This window comes from Nocardioides sp. DN36 (assembly GCF_055380375.1).
In genome coordinates, this window is record NZ_AP043823.1 from 616839 (window position 1) to 636767 (window position 19929).

Below are 19929 nucleotides of genomic sequence, written 5' to 3' on the forward strand. Positions count from 1 at the left end.
GTCGCAACGGCTTTGCGCCGGAGAGGAGCCGTCCCGCGGTCAGCCGGCGTGCCGGAACGCCCGCCGGTCGAGGCGCTCGAACCGGCGACGCGTCACCCGCCACACCACGCGGTGGGCGGGTCGGGCCCTGCGCAGCAGCTCACGGCGTACCTCCGCGGGGACGTCGTGCAGGGCCCAGGGCACCAGCGTCAGCAGCTGCCGCGGGTCGAGGCCCTCCGCGAACCTTTCGTCGACGGCCTCGAACTCCTCCGCGGTGAGGTGTCGTTGCAGGATCCGCATCGCGTCGCGCTCCTCGTGCGCGAGATGACGCCCCAGACCCTCGCGGGCGGCGCAGAGCCGGACCGCCAGCGCGGCCCGGTCGTCCTGGCGGGCGTGGCCGCCGGCGAGCATCCGCAGGCCCGCCAGGCAATGGGTGAGGAGCGGGTCGATCTCCAGGTGCTCGACCTCCATCGCGGCCAGCACCTGCCGCTCGTGGGCGTCAGCCCTCTCCAGGAGCGCCGGCCACAGCCAGGTGTCCTCCCCGCGGTGGTGGTGGTGCAGCACCTCGGAGAAGACCTCCCACCGGCGCAGCAGGGCGCGCCAGGTGGCCAGCTCCGTGAGCGGCGTGCGCGGCACCGCCCGGGCGAACGCCGCGAGGTCGCGCCGGAACGCGTGGTGCATCAGGTACATCATGGACAGGTCGACGGGCCCCTCGGGCGCGTCGGCCTGCCCGGGAAGGCGCAGCTGTCGCGGCCAGGCGGCCTGCTGGGGCGTCGCGGTCATGATCGGCTCCTCACGTGTCGCTGTCGGTGGGACCACCATCCGCTCCGACGCTTGAGACCGGCTTGGGACGGACTTGGAGGTGAGGGCCGAGGTGGGATGGACTGGGCGGGTGCCTGAGGTGACCGCCGCGCGCAACGCCGTCGCGCTGACCTTCGCCCTCAACGGGCTCTGCTTCGCCACCCTCGTGTCCCGGATCCCGGACCTGCGCTCGGGCCTCGGGCTCGACAACGGGTCGCTGGGCCTGCTCCTGCTCGCGATCGCGGCCGGCTCGGTCCTGGCGCTGCCCTCCAGCGGGCGGCTGATCGAGCGCACGTCGGCCGCGGCCGTCGTCCGCCTCGGCGGGCTGCTGACGGCGGTCGGGCTGAGCGCCGCCGGTCTCGGGGTCGCCGCCCTGGACTCGGTCCCGGCCACCGCGGCCGGCTTCTTCGCCTACGGGCTCGGGACCGGTGTCTGGGATGTCGCGATGAACGTCGAGGGCGCCGAGGTGGAGCGACGTCTCGGGCGCACGGTCATGCCCCGGTTCCACGCCGGCTGGAGCCTCGGCAGCATCGTCGGCGCCGCCGTGGGCATCCCGATGGCTGCGGTGCACGCACCCCTCGCGGTCCACGTCGGCGGCGCCGGGCTGCTCGCCCTCGCGCTGGTGGCGGTGCTGGGTCGCTCGTTCCTGCCGCCGACCCCCGAGCCGGAGACCCGCCCCGCGGCCCGGTCGGCGTGGCGGGAGCCGCGGACCCTCGCCATCGGCGTGATGGTGCTGGCGTTCGCGACCGTCGAGGGCTCGGCCAACGACTGGCTGTCGCTGGCGGTCATCGACGGGTACGCCACCCCGCACTGGGTGGGTGTCCTGGGCTTCTCGGTCTTCGTCACCGCGATGACCACCGGGCGGATGGTCGGTCCGGTCGCGCTGGACCGGTGGGGCCGCGCCCCGGTGCTGTGGGCGACCAGCGCCGCGGCCGCGACCGGGATCCTGCTGGTCGTGTGCGGTGGCCACTGGCTGCTCGTGGGCCTGGGCGTCGTGGTGTGGGGGCTCGGGGCCTCGCTGGGCTTCCCTGTCGGGATGAGCGCCGCCGCCGACGACCCCGTCCGGGCCGCCGCCCGGGTGAGCGTGGTGTCGACCATCGGGTACGCCGCGTTCCTCGCCGGCCCGCCGCTGCTCGGCCAGCTGGGAAACCGGGTCGGCACCCTGGAGTCCCTGCTCGCGGTGGCCGCCCTCATGGTCCCCGCCGCGCTCAGCGTGGCCGCCGTCCGGCCCGCCGGGAGCAGCCGGGTCGCGGAGACCGTGGAGGGCTGACGTGCCGTGGTGGTTGCTCCCGGTCATGATCGGCCTGGCCTCCGTCGGGGCCGGTGCCAGGCTGGTGCTGCGCGGGCGACGGATCGCCGGCGGCGGCGACCGGGCCCAGGCGGTCAGGGGCGCGTCCCTCACCGTGCTGGGCACGATGCTGGTGACCTCGGGGTGCACGGCGGCGGCCGTCGTCGCGATGCTCTCCTACGCGCTGAGGTGAGGATCCGCGCTACAGCACCTTGGACAGGAACGAGCGGGTGCGCTCGTGCTGCGGGTTCGCCAGCACCTCGACCGGGTCGCCCTCCTCGACGATCACCCCGTCGTCCATGAACACCAGCTTGTCGCCGACCTCGCGGGCGAATCCCATCTCGTGTGTGACCACCATCATGGTCATGCCCTCCGAGGCCAGCTTCTTCATCACCGCCAGCACGTCGCCGACCAGCTCGGGGTCGAGCGCCGAGGTCGGCTCGTCGAAGAGCATCATGTCGGGGTCCATCGACAGGGCCCGGGCGATGGCCACCCGCTGCTGCTGGCCGCCGGAGAGGTGCGCGGGGTAGGCGTCCTCCTTGCCGGCCAGGCCGACCTTGGCGAGGTTCGCCCGGGCGACCTCGATCGCCTCGTCCTTGCTGCGGCCCCGGACGCGCTGCTGGGCGATGCACAGGTTGCGCATCACGTTCATGTGCGGGAACAGGTTGAAGGACTGGAAGACGATGCCGATCCGGCTGCGCACCTGGTCGAGGTCGGTGTCGGGGTCGGTGATGTCGACGCCCTCGACCAGGATCGTGCCCGACGTCGGGTCCTCGAGCCGGTTGACGCAGCGCAGCAGCGTCGACTTGCCGGACCCGGACGGGCCGATCACGCAGACGACCTGGCCGTGCTCGACGTGGAAGTCGATGCCCTTGAGCACCTCGTTGGCGCCGAAGTACTTGTGCAGCGCGCGGACCTCGATCGCGCGGCCGTCCTGCCCCACCGGAGCCGTCATGTCGTCACCGTGCCCTCTGCTGCCGCTTCTCGAGCGCCGCCACCAGACGCGTCAGTGGCAGCGTGATGACCAGGTAGAGCAGGGCCGCCTGGATCAGGCTGGTGGACGTGCCCGCCGTGGGGCCGGAGGTGAGCAGGTCCCTGGCCACGGTGGTCAGCTCGCGCTGCTGGACCTGCACCCCGAGCACGAACAGCAGCGCGGTGTCCTTGATCAGCAGCACGAACTCGTTGGTGAGCGGCGGGATGACGATCCGGAAGGCCTGGGGGAGGACCACCGAGACCGTGGTCCTGCCGGCGCCCATGCCCAGCGACCGCGCCGCCTCCGTCTGCCCCTTCGGCACCGCCTGGATGCCCGCCCGCAGGGTCTCGGCCATGTAGGCGCCCGCCACCAGGATCAGCCCGATCAGGCCCGCGCCGACCAGACCGCCGGGCGGTCTCCAGTTGAACGCGATCGGGACGCCGAACCCCATCACCAGGATCACGATCAGCGCCGGCAGCCCCCGGAAGAACTCGATGTACGCCGTCGCCAGCCAGCGGTACGGCGCGACCGGTGACAGCTTCATCAGGGCGAGGAGGATCGCCAGCGCGAAGCCGAACACGAACGCGATGACGGTGTAGATGATCGTGTTCTTCACGCCGATGGTGATCAGGTCGCCCCAGTTGCCACCACGCTCCCAGCCGGCCTTGTCGAAGAAGTTCGCCCGGACTGCGCTCCAGTCGACGAGCGCCCCGAGGAGCAGCACGGCCAGCACGAGGACCGCGTAGAGGACGCCGTTGGTCAGCCGGCGTCGGGTGGTGCGTCTCACGAGACCCCCTCCGGAGCTCCGCGGTGCCCGACCGCGTCGTCACTTGGTCGCGAAGTACTTGTTGTAGATCTCGTCGTACGTGCCGTCGTCGTGCATCTTCTTCAGCTGGGCGTTGACGTCGTCGACCAGCGCGGTGTTGCCCTTCTTGATCGCCAGGCCGTACTCCTCGTTGGTGGAGTAGGTCTGCACGATCGTGAAGCCACCGTCCTGTTGGTGGTTGAGGTTGACCGGCAGGTCCTGGAGCAGCGCGTCGACCTGCCCGGCCTTGATCGCCTGGTACATCTCCGCATCGCTGGGGAAGCTCACGATCTCGGCGCCCTTGGCGTTCTCCTCGGCGTACGTCTTGCCGGTCGTGCCCTGCTGGACGCCGACCTTCTTGCCCGACAGGTCGTCGATGCTCTTGATGCTGGAGCCGGTGGGGACCAGCAGCGACTGCTTGGAGTCGTAGTAGCCGTCGCTGAAGTCGAGGTTCTGCTTGCGGTCGGGGGTGATCGTCATCGCGCTGGCGACGATGTCGCACTGGCCCGAGTTCAGGGCCAGCCCGCTCTGCAGCGGGTCGAACGCCGAGTCCGTGACGACCAGCTTGAGGTCGAGGCCCTTGGCGATCTCGGTCAGGATGTCGATGTCGAAGCCCTTGAAGCCGGTGGGGGAGCCCTTGTCGAAGTCCTCGAACGGCGGGTACGGGACGTCCGAGCAGTCCGTGAGCGTCCCGCTCTTGATCAGCTGGGCACCGCTCTTCGTGGTCTCACCACCACCATTGCCACCGCACGCCGCGAGCACCAGGGCCAGCGTCGGCACGACCGCGAGCACGCGGAATGCACGAGTCCTCATGTCGGCACGCTAGAGCGCGCCGGAGCCCCGGGTCAGGGTCGATCGGCCCGTTTCCCCCAGGTCGGGGGTCTGCCTAGCGCTCCCCGCCGGGCACCCACAGCACGTCGCCCTGCTCGCGGTTCGCGTGCCGGGCCAGGATGAACAGCAGGTCCGAGAGCCGGTTGAGGTAGTGGATCGCGATCTCGTTCATGGTCTCGCCGTGCTCGGCGAAGGCGGCCCAGGCCGACCGCTCGGAGCGGCGTACGACGGTGCGCGCGACGTGCAGCAGGGCGGCACCGGGGGTGCCGCCGTTGAGGATGAAGGAGCGCAGGTTGGGCAGGTCCTGGTTGTAGTGGTCGCACCACTTCTCGAGGCGGTCGACGTAGGCCTGCTCGATCCGCAGCGGCGGGAACTCCGGGTTCTCGACGACGGGCGTGCAGAAGTCCGCCCCCACGTCGAACAGGTCGTTCTGGATCGTGGTCAGCACCGCCACGACGTCGTCCTCCAGCCCGCCCTGGGCCAGGGCCACGCCGATGTGGGCGTTGGCCTCGTCGACGTCGGCGTACGCCTGCAGGCGCAGGTCGTTCTTCGAGGTGAGGCTCATGTCGCCCAGGCGGGTCTCGCCGTGGTCGCCGGTGCGCGTGTAGATCCGGGTGAGGTTGACCATGCACGGAGCGTAGACGCGACACGAATTTCCTCGCGACCGGGTGCAACCGAACGGGCGTGACGGGCGTCATAGTGGGTACAGAGAGTCATCGACAGCGAGAAGCCGGGGTATCTCTGGGCCCTGGGGGAACGGCAGACGATGGACATCATGACCGACGGTCCGACGCTCGTGCTCAGTGGTGACTTCGACGTGCGCAGCACGTGGGAGGTCCGCCAGGCCATCTACGACCTCCTCGAGGGTCACGACGAGGACGTCGTCATCGACCTCACCGGGGTGGGGGCGGTCGACGTGACCGCCCTGAAGGTGCTCGCCGTCGCCTCGCGCGAGGCCCGGACCGCCGGTCACCACCTGACCCTGCGCGGGTGCGGCCCCGCCGTGCGGAGGCTGCTGCACCTCTCCCGGCTGATCCGGGTCGTCGAGATCGAGCGGGCCGCGACCCCCGCCTGAGCGGGCCTTCTCCGTGTCGGACATCCCACATGTCCGTCCGGTTACCTCCCGGTAGTTCTGGTCCTACCCTCGGACCATGACCGAGACGGAACGCCCCGCCAAAGACCGGCCCTGGGTGATGCGCACGTACGCCGGCCACTCGACGGCCGCGGCGTCCAACGCCCTCTACCGGACCAACCTCGCCAAGGGACAGACCGGGCTCTCGGTCGCCTTCGACCTGCCGACCCAGACCGGCTACGACCCGGACTCGCCGCTCGCGCGCGGGGAGGTCGGCAAGGTCGGTGTCCCGGTCCCGCACCTCGGTGAGATGCGGCGGCTCTTCGAGGACATCCCGCTGGTCGAGATGAACACCTCCATGACGATCAACGCCACCGCGATGTGGCTGCTCGCGCTCTACCAGGTGGTGGCCGAGGAGCAGAACCCCGAGCTCTCGCCGGAGGAGGTCGCCGCGCAGCTGGCCGGCACCACCCAGAACGACATCATCAAGGAGTACCTCTCCCGCGGGACCTACGCGTTCCCACCCGAGCACTCCATGCGGCTGATCAGCGACATGATCGCCTACACCGTGCACCGGATCCCGAAGTGGAACCCGATCAACATCTGCAGCTACCACCTGCAGGAGGCCGGGGCCACGCCCACCCAGGAGCTGGCCTACTCGCTGTGCACCGCGATCGCGGTCCTCGACCAGGTCAAGGCGTCCGGGCAGGTCTCCGAGGACGACTTCGAGAAGGTCGTCGGCCGCATCTCCTTCTTCGTCAACGCGGGCGTGCGGTTCGTCGAGGAGATGTGCAAGATGCGCGCCTTCGTCCAGCTCTGGGACGAGATCACCCGCGAGCGGTACGGCGTCCAGGACCCCAAGATGCGGCGGTTCCGGTACGGCGTGCAGGTCAACTCGCTCGGCCTGACCGAGGCCCAGCCCGAGAACAACGTCCAGCGGATCGTGCTGGAGATGCTCGGCGTGACGCTGTCGAAGAACGCCCGGGCGCGCGCCGTGCAGCTGCCCGCCTGGAACGAGGCGCTCGGCCTGCCGCGGCCGTGGGACCAGCAGTGGTCGCTGCGGCTGCAGCAGGTCCTGGCGTTCGAGTCCGACCTGCTGGAGTACGGCGACATCTTCGACGGCTCCCCGGTGATCGAGAAGAAGGTCGCCGAGCTGGTCGAGGGCGCCCGCGCGGAGATCGACCGGGTGCAGTCGATGGGCGGTGCGATCGCCGCGGTCGACTCGGGCTACATGAAGCAGGAGCTGGTCTCCGCGCACGCCGCCCGCCGGGCGCGGATCGAGAACGGCGAGGAGAAGATCGTCGGCGTCAACGCCTTCGAGACGACCGAGCCCTCGCCGCTGACCGCGGACCTCGACACCGCCATCCAGACCGCGGACCCCGAGGCCGAGCAGGCCGCGCTGGGCAGCGTCGCGGCCTGGAAGGAGCAGCGCGACGAGGCCGAGGTGGCTGCGGCGCTCGCTGCGCTCGCCGAGGCCGCCAAGACCGACGCCAACCTGATGGCCCCCACCCTGGCGGCCGCCCGCGCCGGCGCCACGACGGGGGAGTGGGCCGGCACCCTGCGCGAGGTCTTCGGCGAGTTCCGGGCCCCCACCGGGGTCAGCGGCGCGGTCGGGGTGGCGGACGCCGGGGCCGAGCTCGCCGCGGTGCGGGCGAGGGTCAAGGCGACCGGGGAGGAGCTGGCCGGGAACAAGGGCGGCCGGCTGCGGCTGCTGGTCGGCAAGCCTGGCCTGGACGGCCACTCCAACGGCGCCGAGCAGGTCGCGGTCCGCGCCCGTGACGCCGGCTTCGAGGTCATCTACCAGGGCATCCGGCTCACCCCCGAGCAGATCGTCTCGGGTGCGGTTGCGGAGGACGTGCACTGCGTCGGCCTCTCGATCCTCTCCGGCTCCCACATGGAGCTGGTTCCGGCCGTGCTCGACGGGCTCCGCGAGGCCGGGCTCGGTGACGTGCCCGTCATCGTCGGCGGGATCATCCCCGACTCCGACGGTCGCCGGCTGGTCGAGATGGGGGTCGCGGCGGTCTACACGCCCAAGGACTTCGGGCTCACCGAGATCATGGGCGGCATCGTCGACGTCATCCGGCGCGCCAACGACCTGGACTGAGCAACGGGGCCTGACCCGCTACCGTCCGCCCATGAGCTCGCTGCAGTGCCCGGCCCGTCTCCTCGTCGCCCGACACGGGGAGGCGGAGTACGAGACCGACCTGGTCACCGATGACGGCGGCTGCCTGACCGCACAGGGGCGGGCCCAGGCCCGGGCGCTCGCGGACCGGCTGCGGGGTGAGCGGATCGCCCGGATCTGGACGAGCTCGCTCTCGCGGGCGGTGCAGACCGCGGAGATCGTGGCCGCGCGCCTCGACGTCGACGTGGTGGTCCGCGAGGGGCTGCGCGAGTACGGCGTGGGCGCCATCGCGGGCACCGACGCCGACGAGCGTGCCCACGTGGGAGCGGCATTCGACGCCTGGGTCGCGGGGGACCGTGATGCCGCGATCCCGGGTGGTGAGCGGATCGACGCCTTCGTGGGCCGGGTGACGACGGTTCTCGAGGAGGTCGCGGACCAGCACCGCGGCGAGACGGTCCTCGTCGTCAGCCACGGCGGCGCGATCCTGGCCGCCCTACCCCCGCTGGTCGGCATCGCTCCGGAGCGGGTGCGCGGCCTGTCCCTGCCCAACTGCGCCAGCGTCGAGCTCGAGGCCGACGGCGAGGGCTGGCGGCTGACCGCCTGGGACGGGGCCTGACCCGGCTCAGCCGAGGCGGTCCAGCCAGCGCAGCACCGTCGTCCGCGTCCGGGGTGCGGACCGCTCCAGGGGCAGGGCGCTGCCGGCACCCCTGACCGTGCGGGCGGTCACCCCGACCGACGAGGAGTACGCCTGGCGCTGCCGCTGCGCGGCCTCGTCCCGGTTGAGCGCGTCCTTGCCCCCGAAGAGCAGGAGCACCGGCGCCTCGACCTGGCCCGCGGTCAGCGTCGAGGTGGTGACCATCTGGGACAGGCTCAGTGCGTCGCCGCAGGGGTTCTCGTCGCGGTGCCCGAGCGCTGCGCGCTGCACACGGCCGGGTGCGGTCCGGAAGAGCAGCGAGCGGTAGTCCTTCCGGCTCTGCCCGAAGCGCACGTAGCCCTGGCCACGCAGGCACGCCGTCGACTGGCGCGAGGCCTCGTCCACGGCGCGCGAGGAGGCGCCGCTGTCGGTCCACGACATCAGCACGAGCCCGTCGACGTCGTCGAAGATCGCCGCCTCCACCTGGGCGATCGCGGCGCCCACCGAGTGGCCGTGCAGCACGACGTGGTGGACGGCGGGCGTGGCCCGGGCGCTGTCCCGGAACGTGTAGCTGCCCGAGCGCAGGTGCTGGACGACCTGGTGGAGCATGTCGGCCTGCGCTCCCAGGCAGGTGGCGTCGCCCTCGGCCAGCCGGCTCGCGCCGTACCCCAGCCGGTCGACCACGAGCGAGGTCTCGCCGGCCGCGGCCAGCCGACCCGCGTAGTCGTACGCCGGGTGGCTGGTGAGGTGCCAGAACCACGAGCCGGTGGCCAGGTCGTGCACCAGCACGTTGATCCGGGGGATGTTGGCGCCGAGGACCTCGCGACGCGGACCGACGAGCCGCGCGTGGAGCACGTAGGACTTGTTGTCGGGGAGGCAGGCGACCGGCGTGGCGTTGGTGTTCTCCACCTCGATCCGGACCGCGCGGGAGACCACCTCGCTGGCGGACGCCGCCGTGGCGGGCGAGGGCGAGAGCGTCGTGAGGGTGGTCGCGACGAGCGCGGAGCCGGCCAGCGAGGCCAGCGCGGCGCCGAGGGCGGCGGGACGGAACGGACGGCGCACGGGGACGGGCTCCTTGTTGAATCGTCGTCAATAAGGCTGCCCGGCCAAGGATGCCATACCGGCGGTACGTCGAGGGGCGGTGCCGGGTGTGGGCCGCGTCTCAGCCCGGCGGTCGCGACGTGGCCGTGGACCGGGGGCAGAAGGCCTCGCGCGGCGAACCGGTGTGGATCTCCTCGGGGAGGGTGAGCCGCACGTCGTCCTCGAGCACGCCGGCGCGTTCGGTGCGCACCACCACCTCGTCGACGAATGCGCCCGCGCGGGCGGAGAGGCTCTCGCACCCGCCCATCCGCAGGGCGAGAGTGAGGTCGCGGCTCTCGCCGGCGCCCAGGCGCACGTCGGGGCCGCCCTCGGGGCCGGTGAGGCCGGTGGCGGTGAAGAGCCGGGAGTCCGGCTGCCCGTCGGCGAGGCCGTGGATCGTGACCGGGAGCCGGCCCTGGTTGGTCACCCGGAAGGTGTAGCGCAGGGTCCCGCCGTCGGCGTACCGCACCTGGCGGACCGTGTGGTGACCGATCCGGAAGACGGCCGTGGCCTCCGTGCCGCTGACCGAGGTGGGGCCGGTCGTGGTCAGCGCCGGGCCCTGGTCGGCGACCGCGACGCCGCCGCCGACCAGCAGCGTCGTCAGCAGGGCGCCTGCCAGTCCTGTCCTACGCAGCACGGCTGCCTCGCCGGCGCCGGGCCAGGCCCACCGTCGTCACCAGGGCCCCGAGCATCGCGACCAGCGGCGCGGTGACGAGCGCGTCGCGATCGGTGGTCGCCGTGCCCGCGCCGGGCTTCGAGGGGCTGTCGAACCAGTTGCAGCCAGCCGGGTGGCGCCACGTGGCGTCGCTGCGGTCGTACTGGCTGCAGGTGAGGAAGCCGGCGTCCTTGACGGGAGCTCCTGGCGCGAGCACCGAGCCACCCTCCGCGCACGACGGCGGCTGGACCGTGAAGTTGTCGCTCCCGCTGCCGCCGGCGTAGACGTTGTCCTCCCAGCAGTTCCCCACCCCCTGGTCGTCCCACCAGTGGTCGAGTCCGTTGGGGCGCTCGGTGCCGTCCGGGGCGATGCCCATGTGGTTGGCGAACGTGTGGTTGTGGTTGGACGTGTCGTTCTGGTGCCCCGGGTCGTAGTCGTCGCGCAGCGCGGCCGGGACCCAGAACTGCATGGTGCCGTTGCGCCAGTTGTCGTAGATCCAGTTGTGGTCGGTCGAGTCGTAGTTGCCGCCGGCGATCAGGACGCCGGTGCCGACGGGGACCGGCACGACGGGGCACACGGTTCCGTGGATGTAGCCGCGCTCCCTCATCGGCTTCTCGCAGACCCCGGCGTCGACGTACCGGGTGTAGTAGTTGGAGTTGTTGGAGAAGACCCGGTTGCGGTTCCAGCGGGCGTGGTCCTGGGGGAGCCCCGGGTGGCCGGGGAACAGCGAGTCGGTGGCGATGCCGGTCGCATTGTCGAAGAAGTCGTTGTCGTGGGCCCAGATCGAGTTCCCGGCGGTGCCGGAGTAGCCGAGCGTGTTGTCGTGGCTGCTGTTGTGCCGGATCTCGATCGCGTAGCGGGTGGGCTCGAAGTCGGTGTTGTCGGCGTTGAGGTCGGACCCGGAGCCGGGGTAGATGCCGGAGTCCCCGTTGAAGTACGCCTCGGACCGCTGGATCAGGCCGTGGTCGCTGGCGAACGCCAGGATGCCGTACTCGTCGTTGCCGCGGGCGATCACCCGGTCCAGCACGAAGCCGTCGGTCTCGAGCACGTAGATCGAGTTGAACTCGGCCTGCTCGAAGGTCATGTTGCGCAGGTAGAGCCCGCCGGCGCGGTCGGCGCGGATGCCGTTGAGCTTGCGGAACCGGTTGTCGACGGTGACGTCGGTGATCCGCCGCCCGGTGCCGACGAGCTGGGTGCCGCAGAACCGGCTGTCGCAGGAGATGTCCTTGTCGCCGGGCGTCCGGTCACCGAAGATCGCGATCAGGTTGAGGTTGTGCGGGCAGGCACGCTGGTCGGCGTACGAGAGCGCGATCGGGTTGGACCTCCCGTTCGTGCCCTCCTTCGCGCCGGTCTCGGGGGAGGAGAGGCTGCCGATGTACTCCGCCGAGAGCAGGGGCGCCTTGGAGGAGGTCTCGAGGTGCGAGCAGTAGCTGCTGCGTCGCAGCTTCGCCCACCTGCTCTCGTGGTAGGTGCCGGGCAGCACGTAGACCGAGGTGCGCCGTTCGCTGATCGAGTTGATCGCGGTCTGGATCGAGTGGAAGCCGCAGGAGCGCAGGAGCCGCTCGTTGCGCCGCTTCACCGCGCCCGTCGGCATCGCCGCGATGAGCCGTTCGCTCCCCGGCTTGCACACCACGCGCTGCCGCGGGTTGTCCCAGCCGAGGAAGGACGGACGGTGGCCGGTGCCGTCGGGGAACACGGCGGGACGCTCCTCGTGGGCGCTGGCCGGCGCGGCCGCGCCCACCCCCCACACCACGATCAGGGCGAGCAGGAGACCGGTGGGTCGACGCATGGGTGGTCCTTTCGTCGCCCTCCCAACGAGACCGTTGTGATGTGGGTTACGCGTGAGTAGGACAGACTCGGGTCCATGAGCAGGGTGATCGTGGTCGGCGCGGGCGTCGTGGGGCTGACCTGCGCGGTGCGGCTCCTCGAGGCCGGGCACCGGGTCGACGTCGTCGCGCGGGACCTGCCCCTGGAGACGACCTCGGCAGTGGCGGCCGCCCTCTGGTACCCCTACCGGGCCCTGCCCCAGGACAAGGTCACCGCCTGGTCGGCCACGTCGTACGCCGTCTTCGACGCGCTCGCCGCGCCGGTGGAGTACGCCGGGTCGCCCGAGGCCGGGGTGCGGATGGTGCGGGGGAGCGAGATGTTCACCCGCCGCCAGGGCGACCCGTGGTGGCGCTCGGCGGTGCCGGCACTCGAGCGGGTCGCCTCGCCACCGGCGGGCTACGTGGACGGCTGGACGTTCACCACGCCGGTCGTCGAGATGCCGGTCTACCTGCGGTGGCTGGTCGCGCAGGTGGAGGCGCTCGGGGGCACCGTGACCCGGCTCAACCTGCGGGCCCTCCCCGAGGGCGCGGACGTCGTGGTGAACTGCTCCGGCCTCGGCGCCCGTCTCCTCGGCGCGGACCGGACCGTGGTGCCGGTGCGGGGCCAGGTGCTCTACGTCGAGCAGCTCGGGCTGGACCACTGGTGGCTGGACGCGGCCGGGCCGACGTACGTCGTGCCGCGCGAGCACGACATCGTCGTCGGCGGCACCGACGAGGAGGGGGACTGGAGCCGGACGCCGTCCCCGGACACCGCGCGGCTCATCCTCGACCGGGCCGCCCGGCTGGTGCCGGCGCTGCGCGACGCGAAGGTGCTGCGGCACAAGGTCGGGCTGCGGCCGGTGCGCCCGGCGGTCCGTCTGGAGCGGGTCGGCCACGTGGTCCACTGCTACGGCCACGGTGGGGCCGGCGTGACCCTGAGCTGGGGGTGCGCGGACGAGGTCGCGGCGCTGGTCGAGAACGGCGGCGACCATGGCTGAGCGCACGCTGGTGCTGCTGCGGCACGCCAAGTCGGACTGGTCGGGTGGCGAGCCCGACGTCCGCCGACCGCTCGCGGACCGCGGCCGCCGGCAGGCGCCCGAGGCGGGTGGGTGGCTGGCGGTGCACGTGGGCGCCCTCGACCTGGCCGTGGTCTCCCCGGCGACGCGGGCCCGCCAGACGTGGGAGCTCGCCGCGGCCGAGCTCGACCCGCCGCCGCCGGTGCGGGTGGAGGAGCGGGTGTACGCCGCCGACGTCGAGGAGCTGCTGGACGTCGTGCGGGGGCTCGAGCCGGACCTCGAGGTGGTCGCGCTGGTCGCGCACAACCCGGGGCTGGAGGACCTGGCCTCGATGCTGGCCGGCGAGTGGGTGCCGATGAAGACCTCGGCACTGGCCGTGCTCACGCTGACCGGGACGTGGGCCGAGGTCGGTCCCGGGCGGGCCGCGCTGCGCGCCGCCGGCCGGCCCCCCGACGGTTAGCCGCCCAAGGAGCGGACGCCCACCACCGCCGCCGGTGGGATCGGTCCGTAGACGTGCGGGAAGGTCTCGCTCATCCCGGGGGCCGGGACCTCCTCGACGACGGGCACGCTCAGCAGGTCGGTGTCGATCTCGAGCAGCACCAGCGGCTCGGCCACGTCGGCGTAGAACGCCGCCCGGACCCCCTCCCACTGGTCGGCCCGGCTGGCGTGGATGTAGCCCTCCTCCTCGAGGGTCACCCCCCGGGTCGAGGTCGTGTAGGCGCCGGACTGCTGCGCCGACTCCCAGTCGGACAGGGTGGCGATGTGGAAGATGCGCACCGGTGCATCGTGCCTCACGCGCCGGGGGCGTCAGAGATCGATCCAGTAGCGGCGCACGCCGGTGCCGGCGCCGTCGGTCTCCTCCAGGACCCCACCGTGTCGCTCGATGGTCCTGATCGAGCCCACGTTGTCGGCCAGGCACACCAGCAGCAGACGGCTCAGGCCCGCCGCCCGCGCGCGGGGGAGGACCTGCCCCACCGCCCACGTGGCGATGCCCCGTCCGCGAGCGGACGGTCGGATGCCGTAGCCCACGTGCCCGAGGCGCCGCACGGTGTCGCCGGCCCCCGTGCGGAGGGCGATGCCTCCCAGCACCGTCTCGCCGTCGACGATCCACCACGTGCGAGCGGCAGGCAGCGACCGCAGCCGGTCCACCCAGGCCGCGAACCCGTCGGCACTCTCGACGTCATCATCCGGTCCGATGCCGAACCCGTCCTCGTGCAGGCCGGGTCCCCATTCCCTGTGGGACGCGAGCCAGGCGGAGTGACGGGCGACGTCGGGGAGGACCAGCTCGAGCATCGGCACAACCTACCGAGGGGCCCGCGCGCTCAGAGGCGGCCGACCTGGTCGGCGTACCAGCGGATGCCGGTGAGGTGGTCGGCGATCTCCCGCAGCGACCAGTTCTCCCCGCGGGGGCTGTCCCACGCGTCGGGGCCGGCCGCGGCCAGGCGCAGGGAGACCGTGCGCCCGAGCCGACGCAGCCGCTGCCGCGCCTCGTCGAGGTCGAGCTCGGTGAACCTCGCCCAGTCGGACTCGAGCGTGACCAGGCTGGCGTGCCACCCGTCGGGCATCGTCGCCACGCCGGCGAGCAGCGCCTCGATCTCGGCGAGGTGGTCGATGAGGTGGTCGGCGATCCGGCGTACCGCCTTGTGCGGGGTGTAGACCCGCTCGCCGTCCTCGCTCACGCGAGGGCGGCCCTCCCAGGCCAGCCAGGTAGCGGCGACCTCCAGGCAGTGCTCGACGGCGGACTCGACCTGCGCTCCGGGGTTCTCCATGGCGGCACCGTAGGAGCGGGACGCGTCGGCGCCGACCGAACCGTGGCAGCCGTACGCTCGGCGGGTGCACGACACCGACCTCGCCACCGTCGGCGCCCTCATCGGGGACCCGAGCCGGGCGCGGATGCTCGACAGCCTGATGGGCGGCCGTGCGCTCGCCGCCGGCGAGCTGGCCCGCGTCGCCGGCGTCGGGAGGTCGACCGCGAGCGAGCACCTCGCCCGGCTGCTGGACGGCGGTCTGGTGGAGGTCGTCGCCCAGGGGCGGCACCGCTACTACCGGCTCGCCGGCCCCGAGGTGGGGGCGGCCCTGGAGGCGCTGTCCCACGTCGCCCCTCCCAGGCCCGTCACGTCGCTGCGGCAGTCCGGTCACGCCCAGGCGCTGGGGTTCGCACGCACCTGCTACGACCACCTCGCCGGTCGCTGCGGCGTCGAGCTGCACGACGCGCTCATCGCGCGGGGCTGGCTGTCCGGGGCGTACGACGTGACGGCTGCGGGCGAGGTCGGGCTGGCGGGGCTCGGTGTGGACGTGGGGGTCGCCCGCGCGCGGCGGCGCACCTTCGCCCGGCCGTGCCTGGACTGGACCGAGAGACGGTCCCACCTGGCCGGCAGCCTCGCCGCCTCGATCACCGATGCACTGGTCGGGCGCGGCTGGTTCGTCCGCAGGTCGTCGGACTCGCGCGCGCTTCGGCTGACCCCGCTCGGCTCGGCGGGCCTCGCGGACCTCGGGTGCTCCCTCAGCCCGGTTTCTCCCACACCGACACGTGGCTCGGGCTCTCGGCCGTGAAGGGGCTGCGGTCCCAGCCCGCCCAGCGCTCGCGCAGCCGCAGGCCTGCGATGCGCGCCATCAGGTCGAGCTCGGCCGGCCAGACGTAGCGGAACGGGATCGAGCGCCGGTGGTAGGTCTCGCCGTCGGTCGACGAGTAGTGGTGCGACCAGGTGCGCTGGGTCGCCACGTCGTACTCGTCGATGCCGAGGTGGGTGTCGGTGTGGTCGAAGACGGCGAACCGCTCGCCGGGCGTCAGCTTCTGCACGATCGGCACGAGGTTCTCGACGAGGAAGAGGCCGCCGGGCTCGAGGTGGGCGGCGGCGTTCTCGAAGACGGCGACCTGGCCGTCCTGGGTCGTGACGTTCCCGATCGTGTTGAAGACCAGGTAGGCGAGCCCGAAACGGCCCTCGACCCGGGTGGTCGTCATGTCGCCGACGGCCACGTCGATCTTCTCGGCGCCCGGCTTGGCCCGCAGCTGCTCGACCATCGCCGGAGAGAGCTCGATCCCGTGGACGCGCACGCCTCGATCGCTCAGCGGCAGCGCGACCCGGCCGGTGCCGATCGCCAGCTCCAGGACGGTGCGGTCGCCGGCCAGGTCGGCGAGCAGATCAACGGTGGGGCCGAGCACCTCCGGCGAGAACATCACGTCGTCCGGATCGTCGTACCGCTCGGCGACGTCACCGTCGAAGTAGTTGGGCAGCATGCCGGACATGGTGGTGCCCCGGCCCGCCGCGGAGCCACCGGTTATCGCGTCAGAAGAGGCGGTGCTCGCTGTCGTCGATGCCGCGCAGGGCGTCGTAGTCGACGACGGCGCACGCGATGCCCCGGTCGGTGGCCAGGACCCGCGCCTGGGGCTTGATCTCCTGCGCCGCGAAGATGCCCCGGACCGGCGCGAGCAGGGGATCGCGGTTCAACAGCTCGAGGTAGCGGGTCAGCTGCTCCACGCCGTCGATCTCGCCGCGCCGCTTGATCTCCACGGCCACGCTGAGCCCCTCGGCGTCGCGGCACATCAGGTCCACGGGGCCGATCGCGGTCGGGAACTCCCGGCGGACCAGCGTCAGGCCGGGGGACAGGCTGGCGGGGTGCTCGGCGAGCAGGGCCTGGAGGTGCTTCTCCACGCCGTCCTTCTGCAGCCCCGGGTCGACGCCGAGGTCGTGCGAGGAGTCGTGGTGGACCTCCTCGAGCAGGATCCGCAGCGTGTCGTCCGTCTTGCTCGTGACGGTCCACTCGACCTGGCCGTCCTCGGTGACGCCCTCGCGGAGCGTGCACGGCGGCGACATCCAGTTCAGCGGCTTGTAGGAACCGCCGTCGGAGTGCACGAGGACCGAGCCGTCGGCCTTGATCATCAGCACCCGGGTCGCCATCGGGAGATGGGCGGTCAGCCGCCCCGCATAGTCCACCTGACAGCGCGCCACGACGAGTCTCACGGGCGAGGAATCTACCTTGGTCGGCATGGTCGTCGACTTCCGCCTCGCACGCCCCTCCGAGCTCCGCCGGCTGGCGGCGGTCGAGGACGCCGGCGTACCGCTGTTCACGGAGCACTTCGGGGACGCCGTCGCGCCGGTCCTGCTCACGCCGGCCCCGTCCGGCCTCGACAGGGACCTCCTGCCCGGCTTCATCCTCGTCGCCGTCGACGCCGACGAGGTGGTCGGCTTCGCGCACGTCACCGACCAGGACGGCCACGCCCACCTCGAGCAGCTGTCGGTGCTGCCCGAGCGCGGACGCCGGGGGATCGGCGGCGCGCTGGTCCGGGCCGCGATGGAGGAGGCGCGGTGGTCGGGCTACGAGGAGATGTCCCTGTGCACGTACCGCGACGTGCCGTGGAACGGCCCGTTCTACGAGCGGCTCGGGTTCGTCGAGGTGGAGCGACTCGAGGGGTACCAGCAGCGGCTGCACGAGCGCGAGATCGCCCTGGGTCTCGACGCCAACGGGGTGCGGATCGTGATGTCGCGGCGGCTGGACCGACAAGTTACCGACGGGTGAACTAACTCACGGTGCGGCCCCCGTGTGGCGCGTGACACGATGCCGGGCATGACGAGCACGCCCCCCGAGAACGCCGCTCCCGCCACCCGTGAGTTCCGCACCGTCGGTGTCGTCGGCCTCGGCACCATGGGTGCCGGCATCGCCGAGGTCTTCGCCCGCAACGGCGTCGCCGTGGTCGGTGTCGAGGTCAGCGACGAGGCGCTCACCCGTGGTCGGCAGCACCTCGAGCACTCGACCGCCCGGGCCGTGAAGCGCGGCAAGATCACCGAGGCCGAGCAGGCGGAGATCCTCGGCCGGATCACCCTGACCACCGAGATCAAGGACCTCTCGCAGGCCGACCTCGTCGTCGAGGCCGTCGTCGAGTCGCTCGAGGTCAAGAAGGGCATCTTCCGCGAGCTCGAGGCGATCGTCTCCCCGGACGCGATCCTCGCGACCAACACCTCCTCGCTGTCGGTCACCGAGATCTCGACGGCCAACGCGCACCCCGGTCGCGTGGTCGGCATCCACTTCTTCAACCCCGCTCCGGTGCAGAACCTCGTCGAGATCGTGCGCACCGTGGTCACCGAGCCGTCCGTCCTCGAGGACGTGACCGCGCTGGTCGAGCGGCTGGGCAAGAACCCCGTCGTCTGCGGCGACAAGGCCGGCTTCATCGCCAACACCCTGCTGTTCGGCTACCTCAACCACGCCGTCTCCATGTACGAGGGCAGGTACGCCTCCCGTGAGGACATCGACGCCGCGATGCGGTTCGGCTGCGGCTACCCCATGGGCCCGCTCGCGCTGCTCGACCTGATCGGCCTCGACACGGCGTACGAGATCCTGGACACGATGTACAAGCAGGGCCGCGACCGCCTGCACGCGCCCGCGCCGCTGCTCAAGCAGTACGTCACCGCCGGGCTGCTCGGCCGCAAGTCCGGGCGTGGCTTCTACACCTACGAGGGCCCGGACAGCCCGGTCGTGGTCGCCGACGCGCAGACGCCGGGCGCCGACGACGTGCCCCAGCTGCGCCACGACATCCGGACCGTCGGTGTCGTCGGCACCGGCACCATGGCCGGCGGCATCGTCGAGGTGTTCGCCAAGGCCGGGTACGACGTCCTCTACGTCGGCCGCTCGCAGGACAAGGTCGACGGCGTGACCGCCACGATCACCCGCAACTTCGACAAGCAGATCCAGCGCGGCAAGGCCACCGAGGAGGCCAAGGCGGAGGTGCTCGCGCGGGTGTCCGGGACCACCAGCCTCGACGACCTGAAGGACGTCGACATCGTGGTCGAGGCGATCGCCGAGGACCTCAACGTCAAGACCACGCTCTTCGAGAACCTCGACGAGATCTGCAAGCCCGGAGCCATCCTGGCGACCACCACCTCCAGCCTCCCGATCATCGAGATGGCCCGGGTGACCAGGCGCCCGCAGGACGTCATCGGCATGCACTTCTTCAACCCGGCCACGATCATGAAGCTGGTCGAGGTGGTGTCCACGGTGACGACCTCCGACGAGGTCACCGAGACGGTGCGCGCGCTGTGCGGATCCATCGGCAAGGTGGCGGTCTCCTGCGGTGACCGGGCCGGCTTCATCGTCAACGCGCTGCTGTTCCCCTACCTCAACGACGCGGTCAAGATGCTCGAGGCGCACTACGCGACGGCCGACGACATCGACGTGGCGATGAAGCAGGGCTGCGCGCTGCCGATGGGCCCCTTCGAGCTGCTCGACGTGGTCGGCAACGACGTCTCGCTGGCGATCCAGCGCGAGCTGTACCTCGAGTTCCGCGAGCCCGGCTTCGCCCCCGCGCCGCTGCTCGAGCACCTGGTCACCGCCGGCTACCTCGGCCGCAAGGCCGGGCGTGGGTTCCGGGACTACTCGCGCCGCTGACGAGGGTCGGATCGGCCGGATCCGGGCGGCGCGGCGCGGCGTACGCTGGAGGCACCTCCGTCGTGAGGAGCCGCCATGGCTGCGGACGCTGCGGTCGACGCCCTGCTGGCGCGCGCCCGGGCCGGACTCGACCGGGTGGATCCGGAGCGGCTCGCCGACGAGGTGGCGGCCGGTGCCGTGCTGGTGGACATCCGGCCGGTCGAGCAGCGAGCGAGGGACGGCGACCTGCCCGGGGCGCTCGTCATCGACCGCAACGTCCTGGAGTGGCGGCTCGACCCGGCCTGTCAGCACCGCCTGCCCGGGGCCGGGGACCGCGCCACCCGGTACGTGATCGTCTGCAACGAGGGGTACGCCTCGAGCCTGGCCGCGGCGACCCTGCGCGAGCTCGGGCTGCACCGGGCCACCGACCTCGTCGGTGGCTACCAGGCGCTGCTCGCGCTGGGGCCTGCTCGAGAGGGTCGGCCACGGGAAGCGAGGGTGTGACCTC

General features: G+C 72.0%; 24 protein-coding genes. 11 read left to right on the forward strand and 13 right to left on the reverse strand.

Annotated elements, in window-relative coordinates:
* Positions 1–39: 39 nt before the first annotated feature.
* On the reverse strand, positions 40–762 hold the full coding sequence (locus ACZ43H_RS03870) for a hemerythrin domain-containing protein (protein ID WP_464587900.1): 723 nt from the start codon (positions 760–762) through the stop codon (positions 40–42).
* Between the two features lie 109 nt (positions 763–871).
* On the opposite strand from ACZ43H_RS03870, the gene ACZ43H_RS03875 reads away from it, so the two are divergent.
* Positions 872–2050 (forward strand): MFS transporter, encoded by a 1179-nt coding sequence (locus ACZ43H_RS03875; protein ID WP_464587902.1) that lies wholly within the window; start codon positions 872–874, stop codon positions 2048–2050.
* Position 2051: 1 nt separating this feature from the next.
* On the forward strand, positions 2052–2261 hold the full coding sequence (locus ACZ43H_RS03880) for a hypothetical protein (RefSeq protein ID WP_464587904.1): 210 nt from the start codon (positions 2052–2054) through the stop codon (positions 2259–2261).
* Between the two features lie 9 nt (positions 2262–2270).
* Here the strand turns inward: ACZ43H_RS03880 and ACZ43H_RS03885 are convergent, their stop codons facing one another.
* From ACZ43H_RS03885 to ACZ43H_RS03900, 4 genes are all read right to left on the reverse strand, one after another.
* Positions 2271–3023 (reverse strand): amino acid ABC transporter ATP-binding protein, encoded by a 753-nt coding sequence (locus ACZ43H_RS03885; protein ID WP_464587905.1) that lies wholly within the window; start codon positions 3021–3023, stop codon positions 2271–2273.
* Between the two features lie 4 nt (positions 3024–3027).
* Positions 3028–3828: an amino acid ABC transporter permease gene (locus ACZ43H_RS03890; protein ID WP_464587906.1), complete on the reverse strand. Its 801-nt coding sequence runs from the start codon at positions 3826–3828 to the stop codon at positions 3028–3030.
* Positions 3829–3867: 39 nt separating this feature from the next.
* Complete coding sequence (locus ACZ43H_RS03895; RefSeq protein ID WP_464587908.1) at positions 3868–4659, reverse strand: ABC transporter substrate-binding protein; 792 nt, start codon at positions 4657–4659, stop codon at positions 3868–3870.
* Positions 4660–4732: 73 nt separating this feature from the next.
* Complete coding sequence (locus ACZ43H_RS03900) at positions 4733–5305, reverse strand: cob(I)yrinic acid a,c-diamide adenosyltransferase (protein ID WP_464587910.1); 573 nt, start codon at positions 5303–5305, stop codon at positions 4733–4735.
* Positions 5306–5452: 147 nt separating this feature from the next.
* On the opposite strand from ACZ43H_RS03900, the gene ACZ43H_RS03905 reads away from it, so the two are divergent.
* From ACZ43H_RS03905 to ACZ43H_RS03915, 3 genes are all read left to right on the forward strand, one after another.
* A complete protein-coding gene (locus ACZ43H_RS03905) occupies positions 5453–5752 on the forward strand; it encodes an STAS domain-containing protein (RefSeq protein WP_379178284.1) in 300 nt (99 codons plus the stop codon).
* Between the two features lie 76 nt (positions 5753–5828).
* Complete coding sequence (locus ACZ43H_RS03910) at positions 5829–7853, forward strand: protein meaA (RefSeq protein ID WP_464587912.1); 2025 nt, start codon at positions 5829–5831, stop codon at positions 7851–7853.
* 31 nt (positions 7854–7884) lie between these two features.
* The gene (locus tag ACZ43H_RS03915; protein WP_464587914.1) at positions 7885–8487 is read left to right on the forward strand and encodes a histidine phosphatase family protein; all 603 of its coding nucleotides are present in this window, start codon (positions 7885–7887) and stop codon (positions 8485–8487) included.
* A gap of 6 nt (positions 8488–8493) precedes the next feature.
* Here the strand turns inward: ACZ43H_RS03915 and ACZ43H_RS03920 are convergent, their stop codons facing one another.
* The 3 genes from ACZ43H_RS03920 to ACZ43H_RS03930 form a co-directional block, all read right to left on the reverse strand.
* Positions 8494–9567: an alpha/beta fold hydrolase gene (locus ACZ43H_RS03920; RefSeq protein WP_464587916.1), complete on the reverse strand. Its 1074-nt coding sequence runs from the start codon at positions 9565–9567 to the stop codon at positions 8494–8496.
* Positions 9568–9667: 100 nt separating this feature from the next.
* Positions 9668–10222, reverse strand: coding sequence for a hypothetical protein (locus ACZ43H_RS03925; protein WP_464587917.1), 555 nt, complete (start codon positions 10220–10222; stop codon positions 9668–9670).
* On the reverse strand, positions 10212–12029 hold the full coding sequence (locus tag ACZ43H_RS03930; RefSeq protein ID WP_464587919.1) for a right-handed parallel beta-helix repeat-containing protein: 1818 nt from the start codon (positions 12027–12029) through the stop codon (positions 10212–10214). Before ACZ43H_RS03930 ends, ACZ43H_RS03925 begins: the two co-directional genes overlap by 11 nt.
* A 75-nt stretch (positions 12030–12104) precedes the next feature.
* Between ACZ43H_RS03930 and ACZ43H_RS03935 the strand changes: the two genes are divergently transcribed.
* A complete protein-coding gene (locus ACZ43H_RS03935) occupies positions 12105–13043 on the forward strand; it encodes an FAD-dependent oxidoreductase (protein WP_464587921.1) in 939 nt (312 codons plus the stop codon).
* Positions 13036–13521 carry a SixA phosphatase family protein gene (locus ACZ43H_RS03940; protein ID WP_464587923.1) on the forward strand — a complete coding sequence of 162 codons (486 nt, stop codon included), beginning with the start codon at positions 13036–13038 and terminating at the stop codon, positions 13519–13521. Before ACZ43H_RS03935 ends, ACZ43H_RS03940 begins: the two co-directional genes overlap by 8 nt.
* On the opposite strand, the gene ACZ43H_RS03945 is transcribed toward ACZ43H_RS03940, so the two are convergent.
* The 3 genes from ACZ43H_RS03945 to ACZ43H_RS03955 are packed head-to-tail and all read right to left on the reverse strand — an operon-like array spanning position 13518 to position 14830.
* Complete coding sequence (locus tag ACZ43H_RS03945) at positions 13518–13838, reverse strand: DUF952 domain-containing protein (protein WP_464587925.1); 321 nt, start codon at positions 13836–13838, stop codon at positions 13518–13520. The genes ACZ43H_RS03940 and ACZ43H_RS03945 overlap by 4 nt on opposite strands.
* Positions 13839–13868: 30 nt before the next feature.
* Complete coding sequence (locus ACZ43H_RS03950) at positions 13869–14354, reverse strand: GNAT family N-acetyltransferase (protein WP_464587927.1); 486 nt, start codon at positions 14352–14354, stop codon at positions 13869–13871.
* A gap of 29 nt (positions 14355–14383) precedes the next feature.
* Positions 14384–14830 carry a hypothetical protein gene (locus tag ACZ43H_RS03955; RefSeq protein ID WP_464587929.1) on the reverse strand — a complete coding sequence of 149 codons (447 nt, stop codon included), beginning with the start codon at positions 14828–14830 and terminating at the stop codon, positions 14384–14386.
* A gap of 64 nt (positions 14831–14894) precedes the next feature.
* Here ACZ43H_RS03955 and ACZ43H_RS03960 point away from each other — a divergent pair, with 64 nt between their 5' ends.
* The gene (locus ACZ43H_RS03960) at positions 14895–15614 is read left to right on the forward strand and encodes an ArsR/SmtB family transcription factor (RefSeq protein WP_464587930.1); all 720 of its coding nucleotides are present in this window, start codon (positions 14895–14897) and stop codon (positions 15612–15614) included.
* Here ACZ43H_RS03960 and ACZ43H_RS03965 read toward each other — a convergent pair.
* Positions 15565–16299: a class I SAM-dependent DNA methyltransferase gene (locus ACZ43H_RS03965; RefSeq protein WP_464587932.1), complete on the reverse strand. Its 735-nt coding sequence runs from the start codon at positions 16297–16299 to the stop codon at positions 15565–15567. The genes ACZ43H_RS03960 and ACZ43H_RS03965 overlap by 50 nt on opposite strands.
* Before the next feature lie 49 nt (positions 16300–16348).
* Entirely contained in the window at positions 16349–17023 is a 675-nt protein-coding gene (nucS, locus tag ACZ43H_RS03970) for an endonuclease NucS (protein WP_464587933.1), read from the reverse strand.
* 25 nt (positions 17024–17048) lie between these two features.
* Here nucS and ACZ43H_RS03975 point away from each other — a divergent pair, with 25 nt between their 5' ends.
* From ACZ43H_RS03975 to ACZ43H_RS03985, 3 genes are all read left to right on the forward strand, one after another.
* On the forward strand, positions 17049–17579 hold the full coding sequence (locus tag ACZ43H_RS03975; protein WP_464587935.1) for a GNAT family N-acetyltransferase: 531 nt from the start codon (positions 17049–17051) through the stop codon (positions 17577–17579).
* Positions 17580–17627: 48 nt separating this feature from the next.
* The gene (locus ACZ43H_RS03980) at positions 17628–19442 is read left to right on the forward strand and encodes a 3-hydroxyacyl-CoA dehydrogenase family protein (RefSeq protein ID WP_464587937.1); all 1815 of its coding nucleotides are present in this window, start codon (positions 17628–17630) and stop codon (positions 19440–19442) included.
* A 75-nt stretch (positions 19443–19517) separates the two neighbouring features.
* The gene (locus tag ACZ43H_RS03985; protein WP_464587938.1) at positions 19518–19925 is read left to right on the forward strand and encodes a rhodanese-like domain-containing protein; all 408 of its coding nucleotides are present in this window, start codon (positions 19518–19520) and stop codon (positions 19923–19925) included.
* Positions 19926–19929 lie beyond the last annotated feature (4 nt).